General features: G+C 59.3%; 18 protein-coding genes. 15 read left to right on the forward strand and 3 right to left on the reverse strand.

The genetic code is table 11. The annotated features are described in order from the left end of the window. Positions 1-8: 8 nt before the first annotated feature. The gene (gene prmB, locus C8K63_RS24215; RefSeq protein ID WP_008048406.1) at positions 9-917 is read right to left on the reverse strand and encodes a 50S ribosomal protein L3 N(5)-glutamine methyltransferase; all 909 of its coding nucleotides are present in this window, start codon (positions 915-917) and stop codon (positions 9-11) included. A gap of 238 nt (positions 918-1,155) precedes the next feature. On the opposite strand from prmB, the gene C8K63_RS24220 reads away from it, so the two are divergent. From C8K63_RS24220 to C8K63_RS24240, 5 genes are all read left to right on the forward strand, one after another. After that, a complete protein-coding gene (locus tag C8K63_RS24220) occupies positions 1,156-1,746 on the forward strand; it encodes a cysteine hydrolase family protein (RefSeq protein WP_108218974.1) in 591 nt (196 codons plus the stop codon). Between the two features lie 131 nt (positions 1,747-1,877). Next, positions 1,878-2,198 (forward strand): hypothetical protein, encoded by a 321-nt coding sequence (locus C8K63_RS24225; RefSeq protein WP_108218975.1) that lies wholly within the window; start codon positions 1,878-1,880, stop codon positions 2,196-2,198. 79 nt (positions 2,199-2,277) lie between these two features. After that, positions 2,278-2,835 carry a Smr/MutS family protein gene (locus tag C8K63_RS24230; protein WP_108218976.1) on the forward strand — a complete coding sequence of 186 codons (558 nt, stop codon included), beginning with the start codon at positions 2,278-2,280 and terminating at the stop codon, positions 2,833-2,835. Positions 2,836-2,912: 77 nt separating this feature from the next. Beyond that, complete coding sequence (folE, locus tag C8K63_RS24235; protein ID WP_003204506.1) at positions 2,913-3,458, forward strand: GTP cyclohydrolase I FolE; 546 nt, start codon at positions 2,913-2,915, stop codon at positions 3,456-3,458. 104 nt (positions 3,459-3,562) lie between these two features. Beyond that, positions 3,563-3,934: a glutathione S-transferase N-terminal domain-containing protein gene (locus tag C8K63_RS24240; RefSeq protein ID WP_108219056.1), complete on the forward strand. Its 372-nt coding sequence runs from the start codon at positions 3,563-3,565 to the stop codon at positions 3,932-3,934. A gap of 159 nt (positions 3,935-4,093) precedes the next feature. Here C8K63_RS24240 and C8K63_RS24245 read toward each other — a convergent pair whose 3' ends face one another. Next, positions 4,094-5,260 carry a PLP-dependent aminotransferase family protein gene (locus C8K63_RS24245; RefSeq protein ID WP_108218977.1) on the reverse strand — a complete coding sequence of 389 codons (1,167 nt, stop codon included), beginning with the start codon at positions 5,258-5,260 and terminating at the stop codon, positions 4,094-4,096. An 82-nt stretch (positions 5,261-5,342) separates the two neighbouring features. Between C8K63_RS24245 and C8K63_RS24250 the strand changes: the two genes are divergently transcribed. From C8K63_RS24250 to C8K63_RS24260, 3 genes are all read left to right on the forward strand, one after another. Then, positions 5,343-5,786: a MarR family winged helix-turn-helix transcriptional regulator gene (locus tag C8K63_RS24250; RefSeq protein WP_108218978.1), complete on the forward strand. Its 444-nt coding sequence runs from the start codon at positions 5,343-5,345 to the stop codon at positions 5,784-5,786. 257 nt (positions 5,787-6,043) lie between these two features. Next, complete coding sequence (locus C8K63_RS24255; protein WP_108218979.1) at positions 6,044-7,393, forward strand: NCS2 family permease; 1,350 nt, start codon at positions 6,044-6,046, stop codon at positions 7,391-7,393. A gap of 72 nt (positions 7,394-7,465) precedes the next feature. Beyond that, a complete protein-coding gene (locus C8K63_RS24260; RefSeq protein ID WP_108218980.1) occupies positions 7,466-8,092 on the forward strand; it encodes a LysE family translocator in 627 nt (208 codons plus the stop codon). A gap of 201 nt (positions 8,093-8,293) precedes the next feature. Here the strand turns inward: C8K63_RS24260 and uraH are convergent, their stop codons facing one another. Beyond that, positions 8,294-8,647, reverse strand: coding sequence for a hydroxyisourate hydrolase (gene uraH / locus C8K63_RS24265; protein WP_108218981.1), 354 nt, complete (start codon positions 8,645-8,647; stop codon positions 8,294-8,296). Positions 8,648-9,081: 434 nt separating this feature from the next. On the opposite strand from uraH, the gene puuE reads away from it, so the two are divergent. From puuE to C8K63_RS24300, 7 genes are all read left to right on the forward strand, one after another. After that, a complete protein-coding gene (puuE, locus tag C8K63_RS24270; protein ID WP_108218982.1) occupies positions 9,082-10,008 on the forward strand; it encodes an allantoinase PuuE in 927 nt (308 codons plus the stop codon). Beyond that, positions 10,005-10,520 (forward strand): 2-oxo-4-hydroxy-4-carboxy-5-ureidoimidazoline decarboxylase, encoded by a 516-nt coding sequence (uraD, locus tag C8K63_RS24275; protein WP_108218983.1) that lies wholly within the window; start codon positions 10,005-10,007, stop codon positions 10,518-10,520. The genes puuE and uraD overlap by 4 nt, the downstream gene beginning before the upstream one ends. A gap of 87 nt (positions 10,521-10,607) precedes the next feature. Then, positions 10,608-11,603, forward strand: coding sequence for an allantoicase (alc, locus tag C8K63_RS24280; protein ID WP_108218984.1), 996 nt, complete (start codon positions 10,608-10,610; stop codon positions 11,601-11,603). Between the two features lie 147 nt (positions 11,604-11,750). Further along, positions 11,751-12,254 (forward strand): ureidoglycolate lyase, encoded by a 504-nt coding sequence (locus tag C8K63_RS24285; RefSeq protein ID WP_108218985.1) that lies wholly within the window; start codon positions 11,751-11,753, stop codon positions 12,252-12,254. 50 nt (positions 12,255-12,304) lie between these two features. Continuing rightward, the gene (locus C8K63_RS24290) at positions 12,305-13,606 is read left to right on the forward strand and encodes a urate hydroxylase PuuD (RefSeq protein WP_108218986.1); all 1,302 of its coding nucleotides are present in this window, start codon (positions 12,305-12,307) and stop codon (positions 13,604-13,606) included. A gap of 160 nt (positions 13,607-13,766) precedes the next feature. After that, on the forward strand, positions 13,767-15,125 hold the full coding sequence (locus tag C8K63_RS24295; RefSeq protein ID WP_108218987.1) for a nucleobase:cation symporter-2 family protein: 1,359 nt from the start codon (positions 13,767-13,769) through the stop codon (positions 15,123-15,125). Positions 15,126-15,296: 171 nt separating this feature from the next. Further along, entirely contained in the window at positions 15,297-16,082 is a 786-nt protein-coding gene (locus tag C8K63_RS24300; RefSeq protein ID WP_108219057.1) for an outer membrane protein OmpK, read from the forward strand. Positions 16,083-16,114: the final 32 nt, after the last annotated feature.

Consider the following 16,114-nt stretch of genomic DNA (forward strand, 5'->3'; position numbering starts at 1 on the left):
TACAAAGGTCAGACGCGAGAAGCAAACAACGCCTGATGCTCCCGGCACTGCTGCGCACTCAGCATGAACACACCATGCCCGCCACGCTCGAACTCCAGCCAGGCGAAGTCGACTTCCGGGTACAACGCCTCGACGTGCACCTGGCTGTTGCCCACCTCGACAATCAGCAAGCCCTTCTCGGTCAAATGATCCGCCGCTTCGGCGAGCATGCGCCGCACCAGGTTCAAACCGTCATCACCGCAGGCCAGGCCCAGTTCCGGCTCGTGCTGGTATTCGTCCGGCATGTCGGCGAAATCTTCCGCATCGACGTAGGGCGGGTTCGACACGATCAGGTCGAAACGTTGTCCCGGCAAGCCCTCGAAACCGTCGCCCTGGACCGTGTACACACGCTCATCGACACCATGGCGCTCGATGTTCTGGTTAGCCACTTCCAGCGCTTCGAACGACAGGTCCGCCAACACCACCTCGGCATGCTGGAACTCGTAGGCGCAGGCGATGCCGATGCAACCGGAACCGGTGCACAGGTCGAGAATCCGCGCAGGCTCGGTAGCCAGCCACGGGGTAAACCGGTTTTCGATCAACTCGCCGATGGGTGAACGCGGGATCAGCACGCGCTCATCGACGATGAACGACATGCCGCAGAACCACGCCTCGCCCAACAGATACGCCGTAGGCACCCGCTCTTCGATGCGGCGCTTGAGCAAAAGCTGCAGGTGAACCACTTCGTCTTCTTCCAGATTGCAGTCGAGGTAGCTGTCGGCGATTTCCCATGGCAGGTGCAGCGCACCCAACACCAATTGCCGGGCTTCGTCCCAGGCATTGTCGGTGCCATGGCCAAAAAACAGATCCTCCCCATGGAAGCGGCTGACGGCCCAACGGATATGGTCACGCAGGGTGCGAAGGCGGGAAGTGATCACGACGGCAAACTCCAGAAAAATCGACGGGCGATTCTACCAGTCAAACGGCGTCACGACGACGCGGGAAACTACCGATTCAAATGTAGGAGTTATCCGTTTTTTCACCAGGCTATTGAACAAAACGCGACTATTGACAAGGCTACAGGCCAGCAATGACGGCACCTACGATCGTAGCGATTCACAGAACCGCTCAGCCAGAGGACAATGTCGCAAAAGCCCCACTCCAAGGAGCCCCAGAATGACCGTTCCAAAAACGATGTTTCAACTCAGCGGCCGCGGTTATCCGGCAGCCAAACTGAGCCATGCGACCCTTATCATCATCGATGCCCAGAAAGAATATTTGAGTGGGCCACTTGCCCTCAGCGGCATGGATGAGGCCGTCGCGAACATCAAGCAATTGCTCGCCGCTGCCCGTGCCGCCGGCCGGCCGATCGTGCATGTCCGTCATCTCGGCACCCTCGGCGGAATGTTCAACCCGCAAGGCGTCGGTGGTGAATTCATTCCGGGCCTGGAGCCGCAGGGTGACGAAACCGTCATCGGTAAATTGCTGCCAAGCGCGTTCCACGGCACCGAACTGGCCAAACGCCTGGAAGACCTCGGCGCCCTCGACCTGATCGTCTGCGGTTTCATGAGTCACTCCAGCGTCAGCACCACCGTACGCGCAGCGAAGAACCTTGGCTTTCGCTGCACACTCATTGAAGATGCCTGCGCCACCCGCGACCTGCCTTACAAGGGCGGCGTGCTCAGTGCCGAACACGTTCATCAGACGGAAATGGCGATCATGGGCGACAACTTCGCCACCCTCGCGCTGACCCGTGAACTGATCTGATCGACGCTCAATGAGCGGCCTGGAATGCCGCTCATCCGCAAAAGCCTCTCAACTGCCATAATTGTCTTAGCCTCAGGAACATCCCGGTCAACTCCCGGTCGAAGGGCCGATACCCATTGAGGAAGGTCGGAATGAAGTTATCCGATGGTTTTGACGCTCGCCGCTTGCGGCCCAAAGGCCAAAGCAGCTGGCGTTTCCGAATCGGCGTGACGTTCGCGGCATTGCTGGCGATGTGCGGCGTGCTGCTCGCCATGGCCGGTGCCGCCAGCCTGTTCGGCCACGCACCCGCCCTCGGTGAATTGAACACCAGCCGCACCGGTGCTGCCGTGATCCTGGTCATCGGCCTGTTCGTGCTGTACCTCGGCGTGTGGCTATGGCGCCGTTGCCGTCGTCGCTCGCGCCAGTCGCGGGAACTGGCCATGTCGCCGCACCTGATGAAAAAACACGACTGAGCCAAGCGTCGCGCGCGTTATTTGTCGCGCCCGATTCGCTTCGAGTTGGGTAAACTGGCCGCCCTTCGCGGAGGCTGACATGCAAGACAACGATTTTTCCCTGTTCAAAAGCGCGATCCAAGGCGTCAAGCCAATCAGGCACGATCGCGCCGAAACCGGCAAACCCAAGGCTGACCGCGCGCAGATCGCCATGCTGCGCCAAGCGGCCACCGTGCGCACCGAATCCACCACCGTAGACGGGCTGTCCGATCAGTTCGTCATCGACGTCGGTCCTGAAGACGAGTTGATGTGGGCACGTGACGGCGTGCAGGAAAGCCAGATGCGCAAGCTCAAGATCGGACAGATTCCGTTCGAAGGCAGCCTCGACCTGCACGGCATGAGCGTGGAAAAGGCCCGGGAAACCCTTTGGGCGTTCCTCGCCGAAGCCACCCGATTCGAAATCCGATGCGTACGCGTCACCCATGGCAAGGCGGTACGCCTGGATGGCAAGCGGCCGATGATCAAAAGCCACGTCAATACCTGGCTGCGCCAGCATCCACAAGTGCTCGGTTTTACCTCCTGCCAGGCGAAACACGGCGGTGCGGGAGCCGTTTATGTGATGCTCAAACGCACCATGATGGAAGGTCGTGACGAGTAAAGCTGACGCGCCACGCTTGCAGCGTCGTGTCCGCCACCGTACCCTTGCCCTTTGCGTAAAATCCCACAGGTAGTTTCATGTCCCTGGAACAGAATTACACCGCGATCCTTGGCCAACTGGGCGAGGACGTCTCCCGCGAGGGCCTGCTCGACACGCCCAAGCGTGCCGCCAAAGCCATGCAGTACCTCTGCCGCGGCTATGAACAGACACTGGAAGAGGTCACCAACGGTGCCCTGTTCAGCTCCGACAACAGCGAAATGGTGCTGGTCAAGGACATCGAGCTGTACTCGTTGTGCGAACACCACCTGCTGCCGTTCATCGGCAAGGCTCACGTCGCCTACATCCCGAGTGGCAAGGTCCTGGGCCTGTCGAAGGTGGCGCGGATCGTCGACATGTACGCCCGTCGCCTGCAGATCCAGGAAAACCTCAGCCGCCAGATCGCCGACGCGGTCCAGCAGGTCACCGGCGCCCTGGGCGTTGCGGTGGTGATCGAGGCCAAGCACATGTGCATGATGATGCGCGGTGTGGAAAAGCAGAATTCGTCGATGATCACCTCGGTGATGCTCGGCGAGTTCCGCGAGAACGCAGCGACCCGCAGCGAATTCCTCAGCCTCATCAAGTAATTCGCGGCACGAAGAAAACCGGCATTCATCGCCGGTTTTTTTTCGTCCGCAGAAAATCAGGTAAGCTGCGCGCCCTTCTTCGTTTGCACCGTGAGGCTTTCAACGTGTTCGTAAAAGCGCTTCGTGTCGGCCTTGGCCAACTGATCATCTTCATCGACTTCATTACTCGCCCAAGCAAGAAAAAGCGCCCCGCCGCCGCTCAGGCCCAGGTCGAATCCGCCGCCAAGGGTCTGACCCTGTATCAATTCCACGCCTGCCCGTTCTGCGTGAAGACCCGCCGCACCCTGCGCCGCCTGAATGTGCCGGTGGCCCTTCGCGATGCGAAGAACAACGAACAGGATCGCCAGACCTTGCTGGAGCAAGGCGGCAAGATCAAGGTGCCATGCCTGCGCATTGAAGAAAATGGCCAGATCACCTGGATGTACGAGTCCAAGGTGATCATTGATTATCTGGACAAGCGATTTGCTGCAGCCTGATGTTTATGTGGTGATCTGACTGACGCCATCGCGAGCAGGCTAGCTCCTACAGGGGAACGCATCCCAATTGTAGGAGTGAGCCTGCTCGCGATGAGGCCGGCCCTCAGGACGCAAATCTCGGACAAAAATAAACCGGCCCTTGCGCCGGTTTCTTTGTTTTCAGGCCGCTTGCGCCGCTTGCCCCTGTCGCACCACCGCCGCCAAACGCCTCAGCCCTTCATCCAGCCGCGCCGGATCAATGTGGCTGAAGTTCAACCGCAGATACCCCGGATGGTTATCCGGCTCAGGGAAAAACGGCTCGCCCGGCATGAACGCCACGTCATTGGCCAATGCGGCATCGAGCAAGGTGCGGGTGTCTTGCGGCTGCTTGAGTTTCAACCAGAAAAACAACCCGCCCTGCGGTACGTTCCAGTCCGCCAGATCCGAGAAGTGAGTTTCCAGCGCAACCTGAAACACATCCCGACGCCCCCGATAAAAATCACGCAACTCACTGCGGTGTTGCTGATATTTCTCGCTGCCGATCCATTGCAGTGCCTGCCATTGGCCGACCCGATTGGTGTGCAAGTCCGCCGATTGCTTGAGTTTCAACAGATGGGGAAACAGGTCCGGACTGGCAATCAAGTAACCAACGCGCAAACCCGGTAACAGGGTTTTCGACACGGTGCCGGTGTAGATCCAGCTGGCCTTCTTCAAGCGACTGACGATCGGCGTGGCGCTGCCACCGTCGAAGGTCAGTTCGCGGTAAGGCTCGTCTTCAATCAGGGTGACGCCAAATTCATCGAGCAACGCCGCCACCGCGTCACGCTTGGCTTCGCTGTAACGCACCGCCGATGGATTCTGGAAGGTCGGGATCAGGTAGATGAAAGCCGGTCGGTGTTGTTCCAGGCAAACGCGTAGCTCCGTCAGGTTCGGCCCGTCAGCCTCCAGCGGCACGGTCAGGCAATCGGCGCCGAACAGCTGGAAAATCTGTAGCGCCGCCAGATAAGTCGGCGCTTCGAGCAGGATTTCGGTGCCCTTGTCGATGTACAGCTTGGCGGCGAGGTCGAGGGTCTGCTGTGAGCCGCTGACCACCAACACCTGGCTTGCCTCACATGGCACTCCCAACGCTCGCGCCTCGGCGGCCAACGCTTCACGCAACGCCGGCTCGCCTTCGCTCATGCCGTATTGGCCGATGGACACCGGCATCTCGCTCCACTCGACCTTCGGCAGCATGGCTTCGGCCGGAAGGCCGCCGGCAAACGACATCATCTGCGGACGCTGGGCCGCGGCGAGGATTTCACGGATCAAAGAACTTTTAAGGCGTGAGACACGTTCGGAAAAAGCCATGGGGATCACCGGTAGCGAGGCATGTTGAAAATGAGTCAAACTTGTTGACCGAAATTACGCCTCCTCGAACGGATACGTCAATATGCTTGACCTTAAAAACCCGCTTTCCCAGCAGCAAGCCATGGAAGCGTTTTTCTTCGGCTACCAGGCCTTCACCGCCAAGGCCGATGAAATGCTCGAACGTCGCGGCCTGAGTCGGGTGCATCAGCGCATCGTGTTTTTCATCGCCCGCTATCCGAACCTGAGCGTCAAGGAGCTGTTGGCGTTGCTCGGCGTGAGCAAGCAGGCGCTGAACATGCCCTTGCGGCAATTGCTGGAGATGCATCTGGTCGAGAGCGTCGCGTCCGAGACTGACAAGCGCAAACGTCTGCTGGAGTTGACCGATGACGGCGCGCGGTTTGAACAGGCGCTGCGCCGTGAGCAGGTGAAATTGTTGGAGCGGGTGTTTGCCGAGGCTGGGGAGACGGCGGTGAATGGGTGGCTGACGGTGAATCTGGCGTTGGGGGAGAACCAACAAAAAATCTGACCGGCGTTTCTGCCGTAGGTCGGACGCGCAAGCCGACTTTCGAAGGCGTCCGAACAGACGATATATCCCCTTCTCCAAAAAAATCGTAAACAAAATCAAAAACATTATTTGCATTCTTTGTATACAAAAGCATAATCCACTTCGTGCGAGTTCCTGACCAACAGGTCAACAAATTTGCAAATGCCTCAAAGGGCCGCTGCCACCCCTCTCGGATCCGGCCCTGGAAATAACAATAAAACTCTTGAGGAGTATTCGCTGTGGAAAGCCGCAAATCCGAAGCATCGACGCTGGATCTCTCGCCGCCATTACGCAATGGCTTGCTGGAACGTCTGTTCAAACTCAGCTTGCACGGCACCACGGTGAAGACCGAGCTGATTGCCGGTCTGACAACCTTCATCACCATGGCCTACATCATTTTCGTTAACCCCAACATCATGGCCGACGCCGGGATCGACCACGGTGCCGCGTTCGTCGCCACCTGCATCGCCGCGGCACTCGGTTGCCTGTTGATGGGCCTGTACGCCAACTGGCCGGTCGGCCTGGCGCCGGGCATGGGCCTGAACGCCTTCTTCACCTACACCGTGGTCGGCACCATGGGTTACAACTGGGAGACCGCCCTCGGTGCGGTGTTCGTTTCCGGTGTGCTGTTCATGATCCTGACCTTCTCGCGGATCCGCGAATGGTTGCTCAACAGCATCCCGGTCAGCCTGCGCTTCGCCATGGGCGCCGGCGTGGGGCTGTTCCTGGGGCTGATCGGTCTGAAAACCGCGGGTATCGTCGTCGATAGCCCGGCTACCCTGATCAAGCTCGGCTCCCTGCGCGAACCCGGCCCGCTGCTCGCCGCCGTGTGCTTCCTGATGATTGCCATCCTCAGCTACCACAAGGTGTTCGGCGCGATCCTCATCAGCATCATCACCGTGACCCTCGCCGGTTGGGGTCTTGGGCTGGTGCACTACGAGGGCATCATGTCGGCCCCGCCGAGCCTCTCCCCTACCTTTATGGCCATGAACGTCGCCGGCGTGTTCAACGTCAGCATGATCAGCGTGGTCCTGGCGTTCCTCTTCGTGCACATGTTCGACACCGCCGGCACACTGATGGGCGTTGCCCAGCGCGCCAACCTGGTGGGCGCTGACGGCAAGATCGAAAACCTCTCCCGCGCGATGAAAGCCGACAGTGCGTCCAGCGTATTCGGTGCAGTGGTCGGTGTTCCGCCGGTCACAAGCTATGTAGAAAGTGCTGCCGGCGTGGCCGCTGGTGGTCGGACTGGTCTTACCGCAGTCACCGTTGGTGTGCTATTTATAGCCGCAATGTTTTTCGCACCACTGGCCGGCATGATTCCCGCCTATGCCACCGCTGGCGCACTGATTTATGTGGCAATGCTGATGATGGGCGGCATGGCCCACATCGAGTGGGACGAAGCGACCGACAGTATCCCGGCAATCGTCACCGCCATCATGATGCCGTTGACCTTCTCGGTCGCCGACGGTATCGCGCTGGGCTTCATCACCTACGTGGCGCTGAAGGCCGGTACCGGCAAGTACAAGGAAATTTCCGTGAGTTTGTGGGTGCTCTGCGCGATCTTCATCGCCAAGTTCATCTTCCTGTAAACCTTACGCGGGACCCGCTTCAAAACAGCCTCACCCCGTCGGGTGGGGCTTTTGTGCAAATGGAGGAAAGTGATGAGTCTGGAAACCTGGCTGCTGTTCAGCGGCGCTGCGCTGGTAGTGATCCTGATCCCGGGGCCATTGTCGTTGTTGATGATCAGCAACAGCCTGAATTACGGCCTGCGCCGTTCTTACCCGGCGTTTCTCGGTGGCGTGATTGCCTCGATCTGCCTGCTGAGTGCCTCGGCATTGGGTCTGGGCGCCCTGCTGCTGGCGTCGGAACAGCTGTTCAGCGCCCTGAAAATCGTCGGCGCGCTGTACCTGTTCTACCTCGCCTGGCAGAGCTGGCAGCAATCGCGCCAGCCTTCCCACGGCGCGCAAGTGCCACAAGCCGCGCCGGTGCCACGCTTTCGTGCACTGTTCGGGCGTGCGTTCATGTTGGGCGCGAGCAATCCGAAGGACATTCTGTTCTTCGCCGCTTTCCTGCCGCAGTTCCTGAGCGCCGAACAGCCGTTCCTGCCGCAGTTGCTGGTGATGATTGCGACCTGGACCGTGCTCGACCTGCTGTGCAAATTGGCCTACGGGCTCGGTGCCCATGGTGCGGCGCGGTATCTGCGCAGTGGCAAGGGCCAGAGCTGGTTCAACCGGATCAGTGCAGGGTTGTTTGGTGGGGCGGGAGCTGCTTCCCTGCTGAGCCGCTAAGAGCTTCGCTGTAGGAGCGAGCTTGCTCGCGATGGACGTCAACGATAACGCGTGCAGTATGAATTATCGCGCTGTCTGGACCTCCATCGCGAGCAAGCTCGCTCCTACAGAAGACGAAAAAAAGCCCGCAGTGTGAGCGGGCGAAAGACCAAAGAAGCTATATGCGCAGTCGCTTCCAGGGTGCGGCAGTTGCCTGGGGGATCAGCTGCCGCGATAGGTGGAGTAGCTGTAAGGCGAAATCAGCAGTGGAACATGGTAGTGATCCTGCTCGGCAGAGATGCCAAAACGCAGCACCACGACATCCAGAAAAGCAGGTTCCGGCAGCTTGACGCCACGGGCGCGGTAGTAATCGCCGGCATGAAACTGAACCTGATAGACCCCGGAGCGGTAGTCATCGCCTTGCAGCAGCGGTGCATCGACACGACCATCGCTGTTGGTTATCGCGCTGGCGACCAATTCCAGCTGCGCCCCTTCAACGCGGTACAACTCGACCTTGATCGAGCTGCCCGGGCAACCGTGTGCTGCGTCCAAAACGTGTGTAGTCAAACGTCCCATTGATTCTGCGCGCCTGCCTGCGTGGAGCAGTCAGACTTCGCGCCTCCCGAAGTCAGTTGAAAAGGAGACCGCACCGATTCGGAGCACGAAAAGCTGCGGCGAGCGACTAATTAAGACACTTCTCAAAAAAATTGTACACAATAAAAACGACATTTTTCGCATGACTCCCGGCATCGGCATATTTTCCGTCGATTTCCCGCCAAACCGCACCACCTATGAGCCCTTCAATCAATAATTGACCAGTCAGGCAGATTTCTTGCAGGCTCACGCCAATAGCAGTAAAAGATGACAGTCGGTGAAAAATGCGAGAATTCAGGCTTACAAAGTGAATATAAAGTTGTATACAATCAGCCCATCGCTGTGACGCCAGCCTGCCACCCTTTTTTCAGCTGCGTCACACCAACCGTCATCATCGAACAAGAAGGAAGCCTGCAGTGAGCGCTGACTACCCACGCGACCTGGTCGGTTACGGCAGTAACCCTCCGCACCCACACTGGCCGGGCAATGCCCGCATTGCCTTGTCGTTTGTACTCAATTACGAAGAAGGCGGCGAGCGCAACATCCTGCACGGCGACAAAGAATCCGAGGCGTTCCTCTCGGAAATGGTTTCAGCCCAGCCGCTGCAAGGCGCGCGCAACATGAGCATGGAATCCCTCTACGAGTATGGCAGCCGTGCCGGCGTGTGGCGGATCCTCAAGCTGTTCAAGGAATTCGACATTCCGCTGACCATCTTCGCCGTGGCCATGGCCGCCCAGCGTCACCCGGACGTGATCCGCGCCATGGTCGATGCCGGCCACGAGATCTGCAGCCACGGCTATCGCTGGATCGACTACCAGTACATGGACGAAGCCCAGGAACGCGAGCACATGCTCGAAGCGATCCGCATCCTCACCGAAATCACCGGTGAACGCCCACTGGGCTGGTACACCGGCCGCACCGGCCCGAACACCCGTCGCCTGGTGATGGAAGAAGGTGGTTTCCTCTATGACTGCGACACCTACGACGACGACCTGCCCTACTGGGAACCGAACAACCCGACCGGCAAGCCGCACCTGGTGATCCCGTACACCCTGGACACCAACGACATGCGTTTTACCCAGGTCCAGGGTTTCAACAAGGGCGACGACTTCTTCGAATACCTGAAAGACGCGTTCGATGTGCTCTACGCCGAAGGCGCCGAGGCACCGAAAATGCTCTCGATCGGCCTGCACTGTCGCCTGATCGGCCGTCCGGCGCGTCTGGCTTCGCTCAAGCGCTTTATCGAATACGCTAAAAGTCATGAACAGGTGTGGTTCAGCCGTCGCGTCGACATCGCGCGTCACTGGCAAGAAACCCACCCGTACACAGGGGCTGCCAAATGAGCACCTTCCAGACCGTCAAACCCTCGACCCTGAGCCGCGACGCCTTCGTCGCCGCTTTCGCCGACATCTACGAACATTCGCCATGGGTGGCCGAAAAGGCCTTCGACCTGGGCCAGGACGCTTCGATCGACCAGATCGAAACCCTGCACCAGCGCATGAGCGACATTCTGTTGAGTGCTGATCACACAAGCCAACTGGCCCTGATCAACGCTCACCCGGACCTGGCCGGCAAAGCTGCCGTCCAGGGCCATCTGACCGCAGCCAGCACTGAAGAACAGTCTGGCGCGGGTATTCACCAATGCACGGCCGAAGAGTTCCAGCGCTTCACCGAGCTGAACGACGCCTACAAGGCCAAGTTCAAGTTTCCCTTCATCATGGCGGTAAAAGGCAGCAACCGGCATCAGATCCTCGCAGCGTTCGAAACGCGCATCCACAACCCAATTGACACCGAGTTCAAATGCGCGCTGGCGGAGATCAACAAGATCGCCCTGTTCCGCTTACTGACCCTATAGCAAGCCTGGCCCGACGTTGATGAACGCAAAAAACGCTCCGGGCCTCGCAAGCATCCCAAGCCACTTATTTAAAGGCAGACAAGAAGAATGAAAGCTTACGCCGTACCTTTCGAGAAGTTCGTCAACCTGGCCGATGCCCGCCTGGGCACCAAGATCATCTCGGTCACCGATGACTGGTTCGCAGACGCCAACCGTCTGTTCCAACCGACCCCGGCCGTATGGAAGGAGGGCGTGTTCGATGACAACGGCAAGTGGATGGACGGCTGGGAATCGCGCCGCAAGCGCTTCGAAGGCTTCGACAGCGCTGTGATCCGCCTGGGCGTACCGGGTTCGATCAAGGGCGTCGACATCGACACTTCATTCTTCACCGGCAACTTCCCACCGTCGGCGTCCCTGGAAGCCTGCTTCCTGGCTTCGGGCGAGCCAGATGACAACACCCAGTGGACTGAAGTGCTGTCCGCCGTCGAGCTGCAAGGCAACAGCCACCACTACCACGAAATCAACAACGACCAGGCGTTCAGCCACCTGCGCTTCAACATCTACCCGGATGGCGGCGTGGCCCGTCTGCGTGTGTACGGTGTGCCGTTCCGCGACTGGTCGGCTATCGGCGACAACGAGCAGGTCGACCTGGCTGCAGCCCTCAATGGTGGCCGCGCCCTCGCCTGCTCCGATGAACACTTCGGCCGCATGAGCAACATCCTCAACCCGGGCCGTGGCATCAACATGGGCGACGGCTGGGAAACCGCGCGTCGCCGTACCCCGGGCAATGACTGGGTGATCGTCGCGCTGGGTCATGCCGGTGACGTCGAGAAAGTCATCGTCGACACCCTGCACTTCAAGGGCAACTACCCGGACAGCTGCTCGATCCAGGGCGCGTTCGTGAAGGGCGGTACCGACAGCCAGATCGAAACCCAGTCGCTGTTCTGGCGCGAACTGCTGCCAAGCCAGAAGCTGGAAATGCACGCCGAACACACCTTCGCCGAGCAGATCAAGGCACTGGGCCCGATCACCCACATCCGCCTGAACGTGTTCCCGGATGGTGGTGTTAGCCGCCTGCGGGTATTGGGCAAGGTCGCGAAGTAATGCTGAGCCCGTAGGAGCGAGCTTGCTCGCGATGGTCGTCAACGAAAACGCGCCCAACCTGAATGAATGCGGTGTCTTGACGTTTTTCGCGAGCAGGCTCGCTCCTACAAAGAATCATCAACATCAACACAGATTAAGAAGACCAGCATGCGCACATTGACGATTGAACCGCTGACCAAAGAAGCCTTCGCCCCTTTCGGTGACGTGATCGAAACCGACGGCAGCGATCACTTCATGATCAACAACGGTTCGACCATGCGCTTTCACAAACTGGCAACGGTGGAAACCGCTACGCCAGAGGACAAGGCGATCATCAGCATCTTCCGCGCCGACGCGCAGGACATGCCGCTGACCGTCTGCATGCTGGAGCGTCACCCGCTGGGCAGCCAGGCTTTCATTCCGCTGCTCGGCAACCCCTTTCTGATCGTGGTCGCGCCAGTTGGCGATGAACCTGTATCAGGCTTGGTCCGCGCCTTCGTCACCAACGGCAGGCAGGGCATTAATTACCATCGCGGCGTTTGGCACCACCCGGTGCTGACGATCGAAAAGCGGGATGACTTCCTGGTGGTTGATCGCAGTGGCACAGGCAATAACTGCGATGAGCATTTTTTCAAAGAGGATGAGCGTTTGATCCTCGCCCCCCACCAATAAGAGAAGGTCTGATCACTCGACAACAGAGTGACAGGCGAGAGGTAAAGACTGTGGAAGCACATCTGTTGGAATGGCTGAACCTGAGCGTGCGCTGGGTTCACATGATTACTGGCGTGGCCTGGATCGGTGCGTCGTTCTATTTCGTATGGCTGGAAAACAACCTCAACCGGGTCAACCCGAAAAGCGGTCTGGCTGGCGATTTGTGGGCAATCCACGGTGGCGGTATCTACCACCTGGAAAAATACAAACTGGCTCCACCGACCATGCCGGACAACCTGCACTGGTTCAAATGGGAAGCCTACTTCACCTGGATGTCGGGTATCGCGCTGCTGTGCGTGGTGTTCTACTCCAACCCGACGCTCTACCTGCTGGCTCCGGGCAGCACCCTGAGCGGTCCTGAAGGCGTGGCCATCGGTCTCGGCTCGCTGTTCATTGGCTGGTTCATCTACTCCTTCCTGTGCGACTCGGCCCTGGGCAAACGCCCTGCCCTGCTAGGTGGAATCCTGTTCGTCCTGATCATCGCCGCGGCCTACGGTTTCAGCAAAGTGTTCAGCGGTCGGGGTGCGTACCTGCACGTCGGCGCGATCATCGGCACCATCATGGTCGGCAACGTGTTCCGCATCATCATGCCGGCGCAGCGCGCACTGGTGGCGGCGATCGCCGAGAACCGCACGCCGGATCCGGCGCTGCCAGCCAAAGGCCTGCTGCGTTCGCGTCACAACAACTACTTCACCTTGCCAGTGCTGTTCATCATGATCAGCAACCACTTCCCGAGCACCTACGGCAGCCAGTACAACTGGTTGATCCTGGCCGGGATCGCGGTACTGGCAGTGTTGGTGCGTCACTACTTCAACACCCGTCACGACAGCCACAAGTTTGCCTGGACTCTTCCAGTCGCAGCCGTCGGCATGATCAGCCTGGCTTACGTCACCGGCCCTGCGCCGCTGAACAGCCCGGAAGTGGCCAAGGCACCCGCCAGGATCGAATACCAGCCGCTGCCGGAAACAGCAGTGGGCGGTGGTTTGAAACCGGCTGAAGCCAAACCTGCAGAAACGCCAGCCGCCGCACCGGCGCAAGCGTCCAACACAGGCCCTGGCTTTGACAAAGTGCACAGCGTGATTCAGGAACGTTGCGCGGTTTGCCATTCGGCCAAGCCAACCAGCCCGCTGTTCAGTACGGCCCCTGCCGGTGTGATGTTCGACACCCCCGAGCAGATCCGCCAGAACGCACCGCGAATTCAGGCGCAAGCCGTCACCAGCCAGATCATGCCACTGGGCAACATCACCCAGATGACCCAGCAGGAACGTGACCTGATCGGTGCCTGGATTGTGCAGGGCGCCCAGACCAACTAATCGCTAAAAGCTTCGCTGGCAAGCCAGCTCCTACAGGTTCCATGTCGTGCGCCTAACCGGTGAACAACACAAATCTGTAGGAGCTGGCTTGCCAGCGATCAACCGCGCAGCGGTTGCCTGATACGAAAAATCACAAGAATAAAAAAATCCGAGGTGTTGCATGTCCGAGCTATCCACAGCACGCATCCCCGACGCACCCGCCATTCAGCGTTTGCCCCTTTTGCAACTGATCCTGGTCGGTTTGCAACATGTTCTGCTGATGTACGGTGGCGCCATCGCGGTGCCGCTGATCATCGGACAGGCCGCTGGCCTGAGTCGTGAAGAAATCGCCTTCCTGATCAACGCCGACCTGCTGGTGGCGGGTTTTGCCACCATCGTCCAGTCCCTCGGCATCGGCCCCATGGGCATTCGCATGCCGGTGATGATGGGCGCCAGTTTCGCTGCCGTCGGCAGCATGGTCGCCATGGCCGGCATGCCCGGCATCGGCCTGCAAGGGATCTTCGGCGCGACCATCGCTGCCGGGTTCTTCGGCATGCTCATTGCCCCGTTCATGTCCAAGGTCGTGCGCTTCTTCCCGCCGCTGGTGACCGGCACGGTCATCACCTCGATCGGTTTGTCGCTGTTCCCCGTGGCCGTGAACTGGGCCGGCGGCGGTGCCAGCGCCACTCAATTCGGTTCGCCGATTTACCTGACCATCGCCGCGCTGGTGCTGGGCACCATTTTGCTGGTGCACCGTTTCATGCGCGGCTTCTGGGTCAATATTTCCGTGCTGATCGGCATGTGCCTGGGCTACGTGCTCTGCGGCCTGCTAGGCATGGTCGACCTCAGTGGCATGGCTCAGGCGCCATGGCTGCAATTCGTCACCCCGCTGCACTTCGGCATGCCGAAATTCGAACTCGCGCCGATCCTGTCGATGTGCCTGGTGGTGGTGATCATTTTCGTCGAGTCCACCGGGATGTTTCTTGCGCTGGGCAAGATCACCGGCCAGGAAGTCTGCCCACGGATGCTGCGTCGCGGCTTGCTGTGCGATGCCGGCGCTTCGTTCTTCGCCGGGTTCTTCAACACCTTCACCCACTCCTCCTTCGCCCAGAACATCGGCCTGGTGCAGATGACCGGCGTGCGTTGCCGCTCGGTGACCATCGTTGCCGGCGGGTTGCTGATTGTCCTGAGCCTGCTGCCCAAAGCCGCGTTTTTGGTGGCGTCGATTCCTCCGGCAGTACTGGGTGGCGCAGCGATTGCGATGTTCGGCATGGTCGCCGCTACCGGGATCAAGATTCTCCAGGAAGCCGACATCGGTGACCGTCGCAACCAGTTGCTGGTGGCGGTGAGCATCGGCATGGGTCTGATCCCGGTTGTACGCCCGGAATTTTTCGCCCACCTGCCCGTGTGGATGAGCCCGATCACCCACAGCGGCATCGCCATGGCCACCCTCAGCGCGCTGACGCTGAACCTGTTGTTCAACATCCTGGGTGGCGCCGAACGCGCGGCCATGAATGACTGCCAGGCGCATACACATTGACTGGACAGGCACCGCTCTACTGTAGGAGCGAGCCTGCTCGCGATGGTCGCTAACGGTTACGCGTGCTTGCTGGATGAACGCGGTGACTGGAAGTCCATCGCGAGCAGGCTCGCTCCTACAGGGATCGGCAGCAACCTGCGCCTCAAAAATAAAAACAAGAGGGAGCAACAGATGATTCGGACACAAACCAACTTGTTGTTGAGTGGCGGCCTGCTGGCCGCGAGTCAGGCCATGGCCGGCGATTTATTGCTGTGGCAGACCAACAGCCTGAGCTACCTGTACGGCAAGGACTTCGTGGTCAACCCGTCGATCCAGCAGACGATAACCTTCGAACACGCCGACCGCTGGAAGTACGGCGACAACTTCATGTTCATCGACAGCACTTACTACAACGGCGAGAAAGACCGCAACAAAGGTGCTCACGCCTACTACGGCGAGTTCAGCCCGCGCCTCTCCTTCGGCAAGATCCTCGACCGCCGTTTCGAATTCGGCCCGATCAAGGACGTTCTGCTGGCAATGACCTACGAGAACGGCGAAGACGACACCGAGGCCAACCTGATCGGCCCCGGTTTCGATCTCGCGATACCGGGCTTCAATTTTTTCACCTTGAACTTCTATTACCGTCAGACCGAAGGCTCGCGTCCCGGCGACGATGTCTGGCAGATCACACCGGCCTGGTCCTACACACTGCCACTGGGCAACTCGAACCTGCTGATCGACGGTTACATGGACTGGGTGGTGGATAACGACCAGAACTCCCATGGCACTTATCACGCCAACCTGCACTTCAACCCGCAGATCAAGTACGACCTGGGCAAGGCCCTGAGCTGGCGGGAGAAACAAGTGTACGTCGGCGTCGAATACAGCTACTGGAAAGACAAGTACGGCATCGAAAACAGTTCCAGCTTCGACACCAATGAAAACACCACTAGCCTGCTGGTGAAGGTGCACTTCTGATGCTGCCCCGCAACCGTGCCCCAAACCTGTCG

The organism is Pseudomonas sp. GV085 (assembly GCF_003050925.1).
Classification (GTDB): Bacteria; Pseudomonadota; Gammaproteobacteria; order Pseudomonadales; family Pseudomonadaceae; genus Aquipseudomonas.

Coding starts and splice junctions, on each gene's coding strand:
- C8K63_RS24220 (WP_108218974.1), top strand. CDS start 1,156: ATGACCGTTCCAAAAACGATGTTTCAACTCAGCGGCCGCGGTTATCCG.
- C8K63_RS24225 (WP_108218975.1), top strand. CDS start 1,878: ATGAAGTTATCCGATGGTTTTGACGCTCGCCGCTTGCGGCCCAAAGGC.
- C8K63_RS24230 (WP_108218976.1), top strand. CDS start 2,278: ATGCAAGACAACGATTTTTCCCTGTTCAAAAGCGCGATCCAAGGCGTC.
- folE (WP_003204506.1), top strand. CDS start 2,913: ATGTCCCTGGAACAGAATTACACCGCGATCCTTGGCCAACTGGGCGAG.
- C8K63_RS24245 (WP_108218977.1), bottom strand. CDS start 5,260: ATGGCTTTTTCCGAACGTGTCTCACGCCTTAAAAGTTCTTTGATCCGT.
- C8K63_RS24250 (WP_108218978.1), top strand. CDS start 5,343: ATGCTTGACCTTAAAAACCCGCTTTCCCAGCAGCAAGCCATGGAAGCG.
- C8K63_RS24260 (WP_108218980.1), top strand. CDS start 7,466: ATGAGTCTGGAAACCTGGCTGCTGTTCAGCGGCGCTGCGCTGGTAGTG.
- uraH (WP_108218981.1), bottom strand. CDS start 8,647: ATGGGACGTTTGACTACACACGTTTTGGACGCAGCACACGGTTGCCCG.
- uraD (WP_108218983.1), top strand. CDS start 10,005: ATGAGCACCTTCCAGACCGTCAAACCCTCGACCCTGAGCCGCGACGCC.
- alc (WP_108218984.1), top strand. CDS start 10,608: ATGAAAGCTTACGCCGTACCTTTCGAGAAGTTCGTCAACCTGGCCGAT.
- C8K63_RS24285 (WP_108218985.1), top strand. CDS start 11,751: ATGCGCACATTGACGATTGAACCGCTGACCAAAGAAGCCTTCGCCCCT.
- C8K63_RS24295 (WP_108218987.1), top strand. CDS start 13,767: ATGTCCGAGCTATCCACAGCACGCATCCCCGACGCACCCGCCATTCAG.
- C8K63_RS24300 (WP_108219057.1), top strand. CDS start 15,297: ATGATTCGGACACAAACCAACTTGTTGTTGAGTGGCGGCCTGCTGGCC.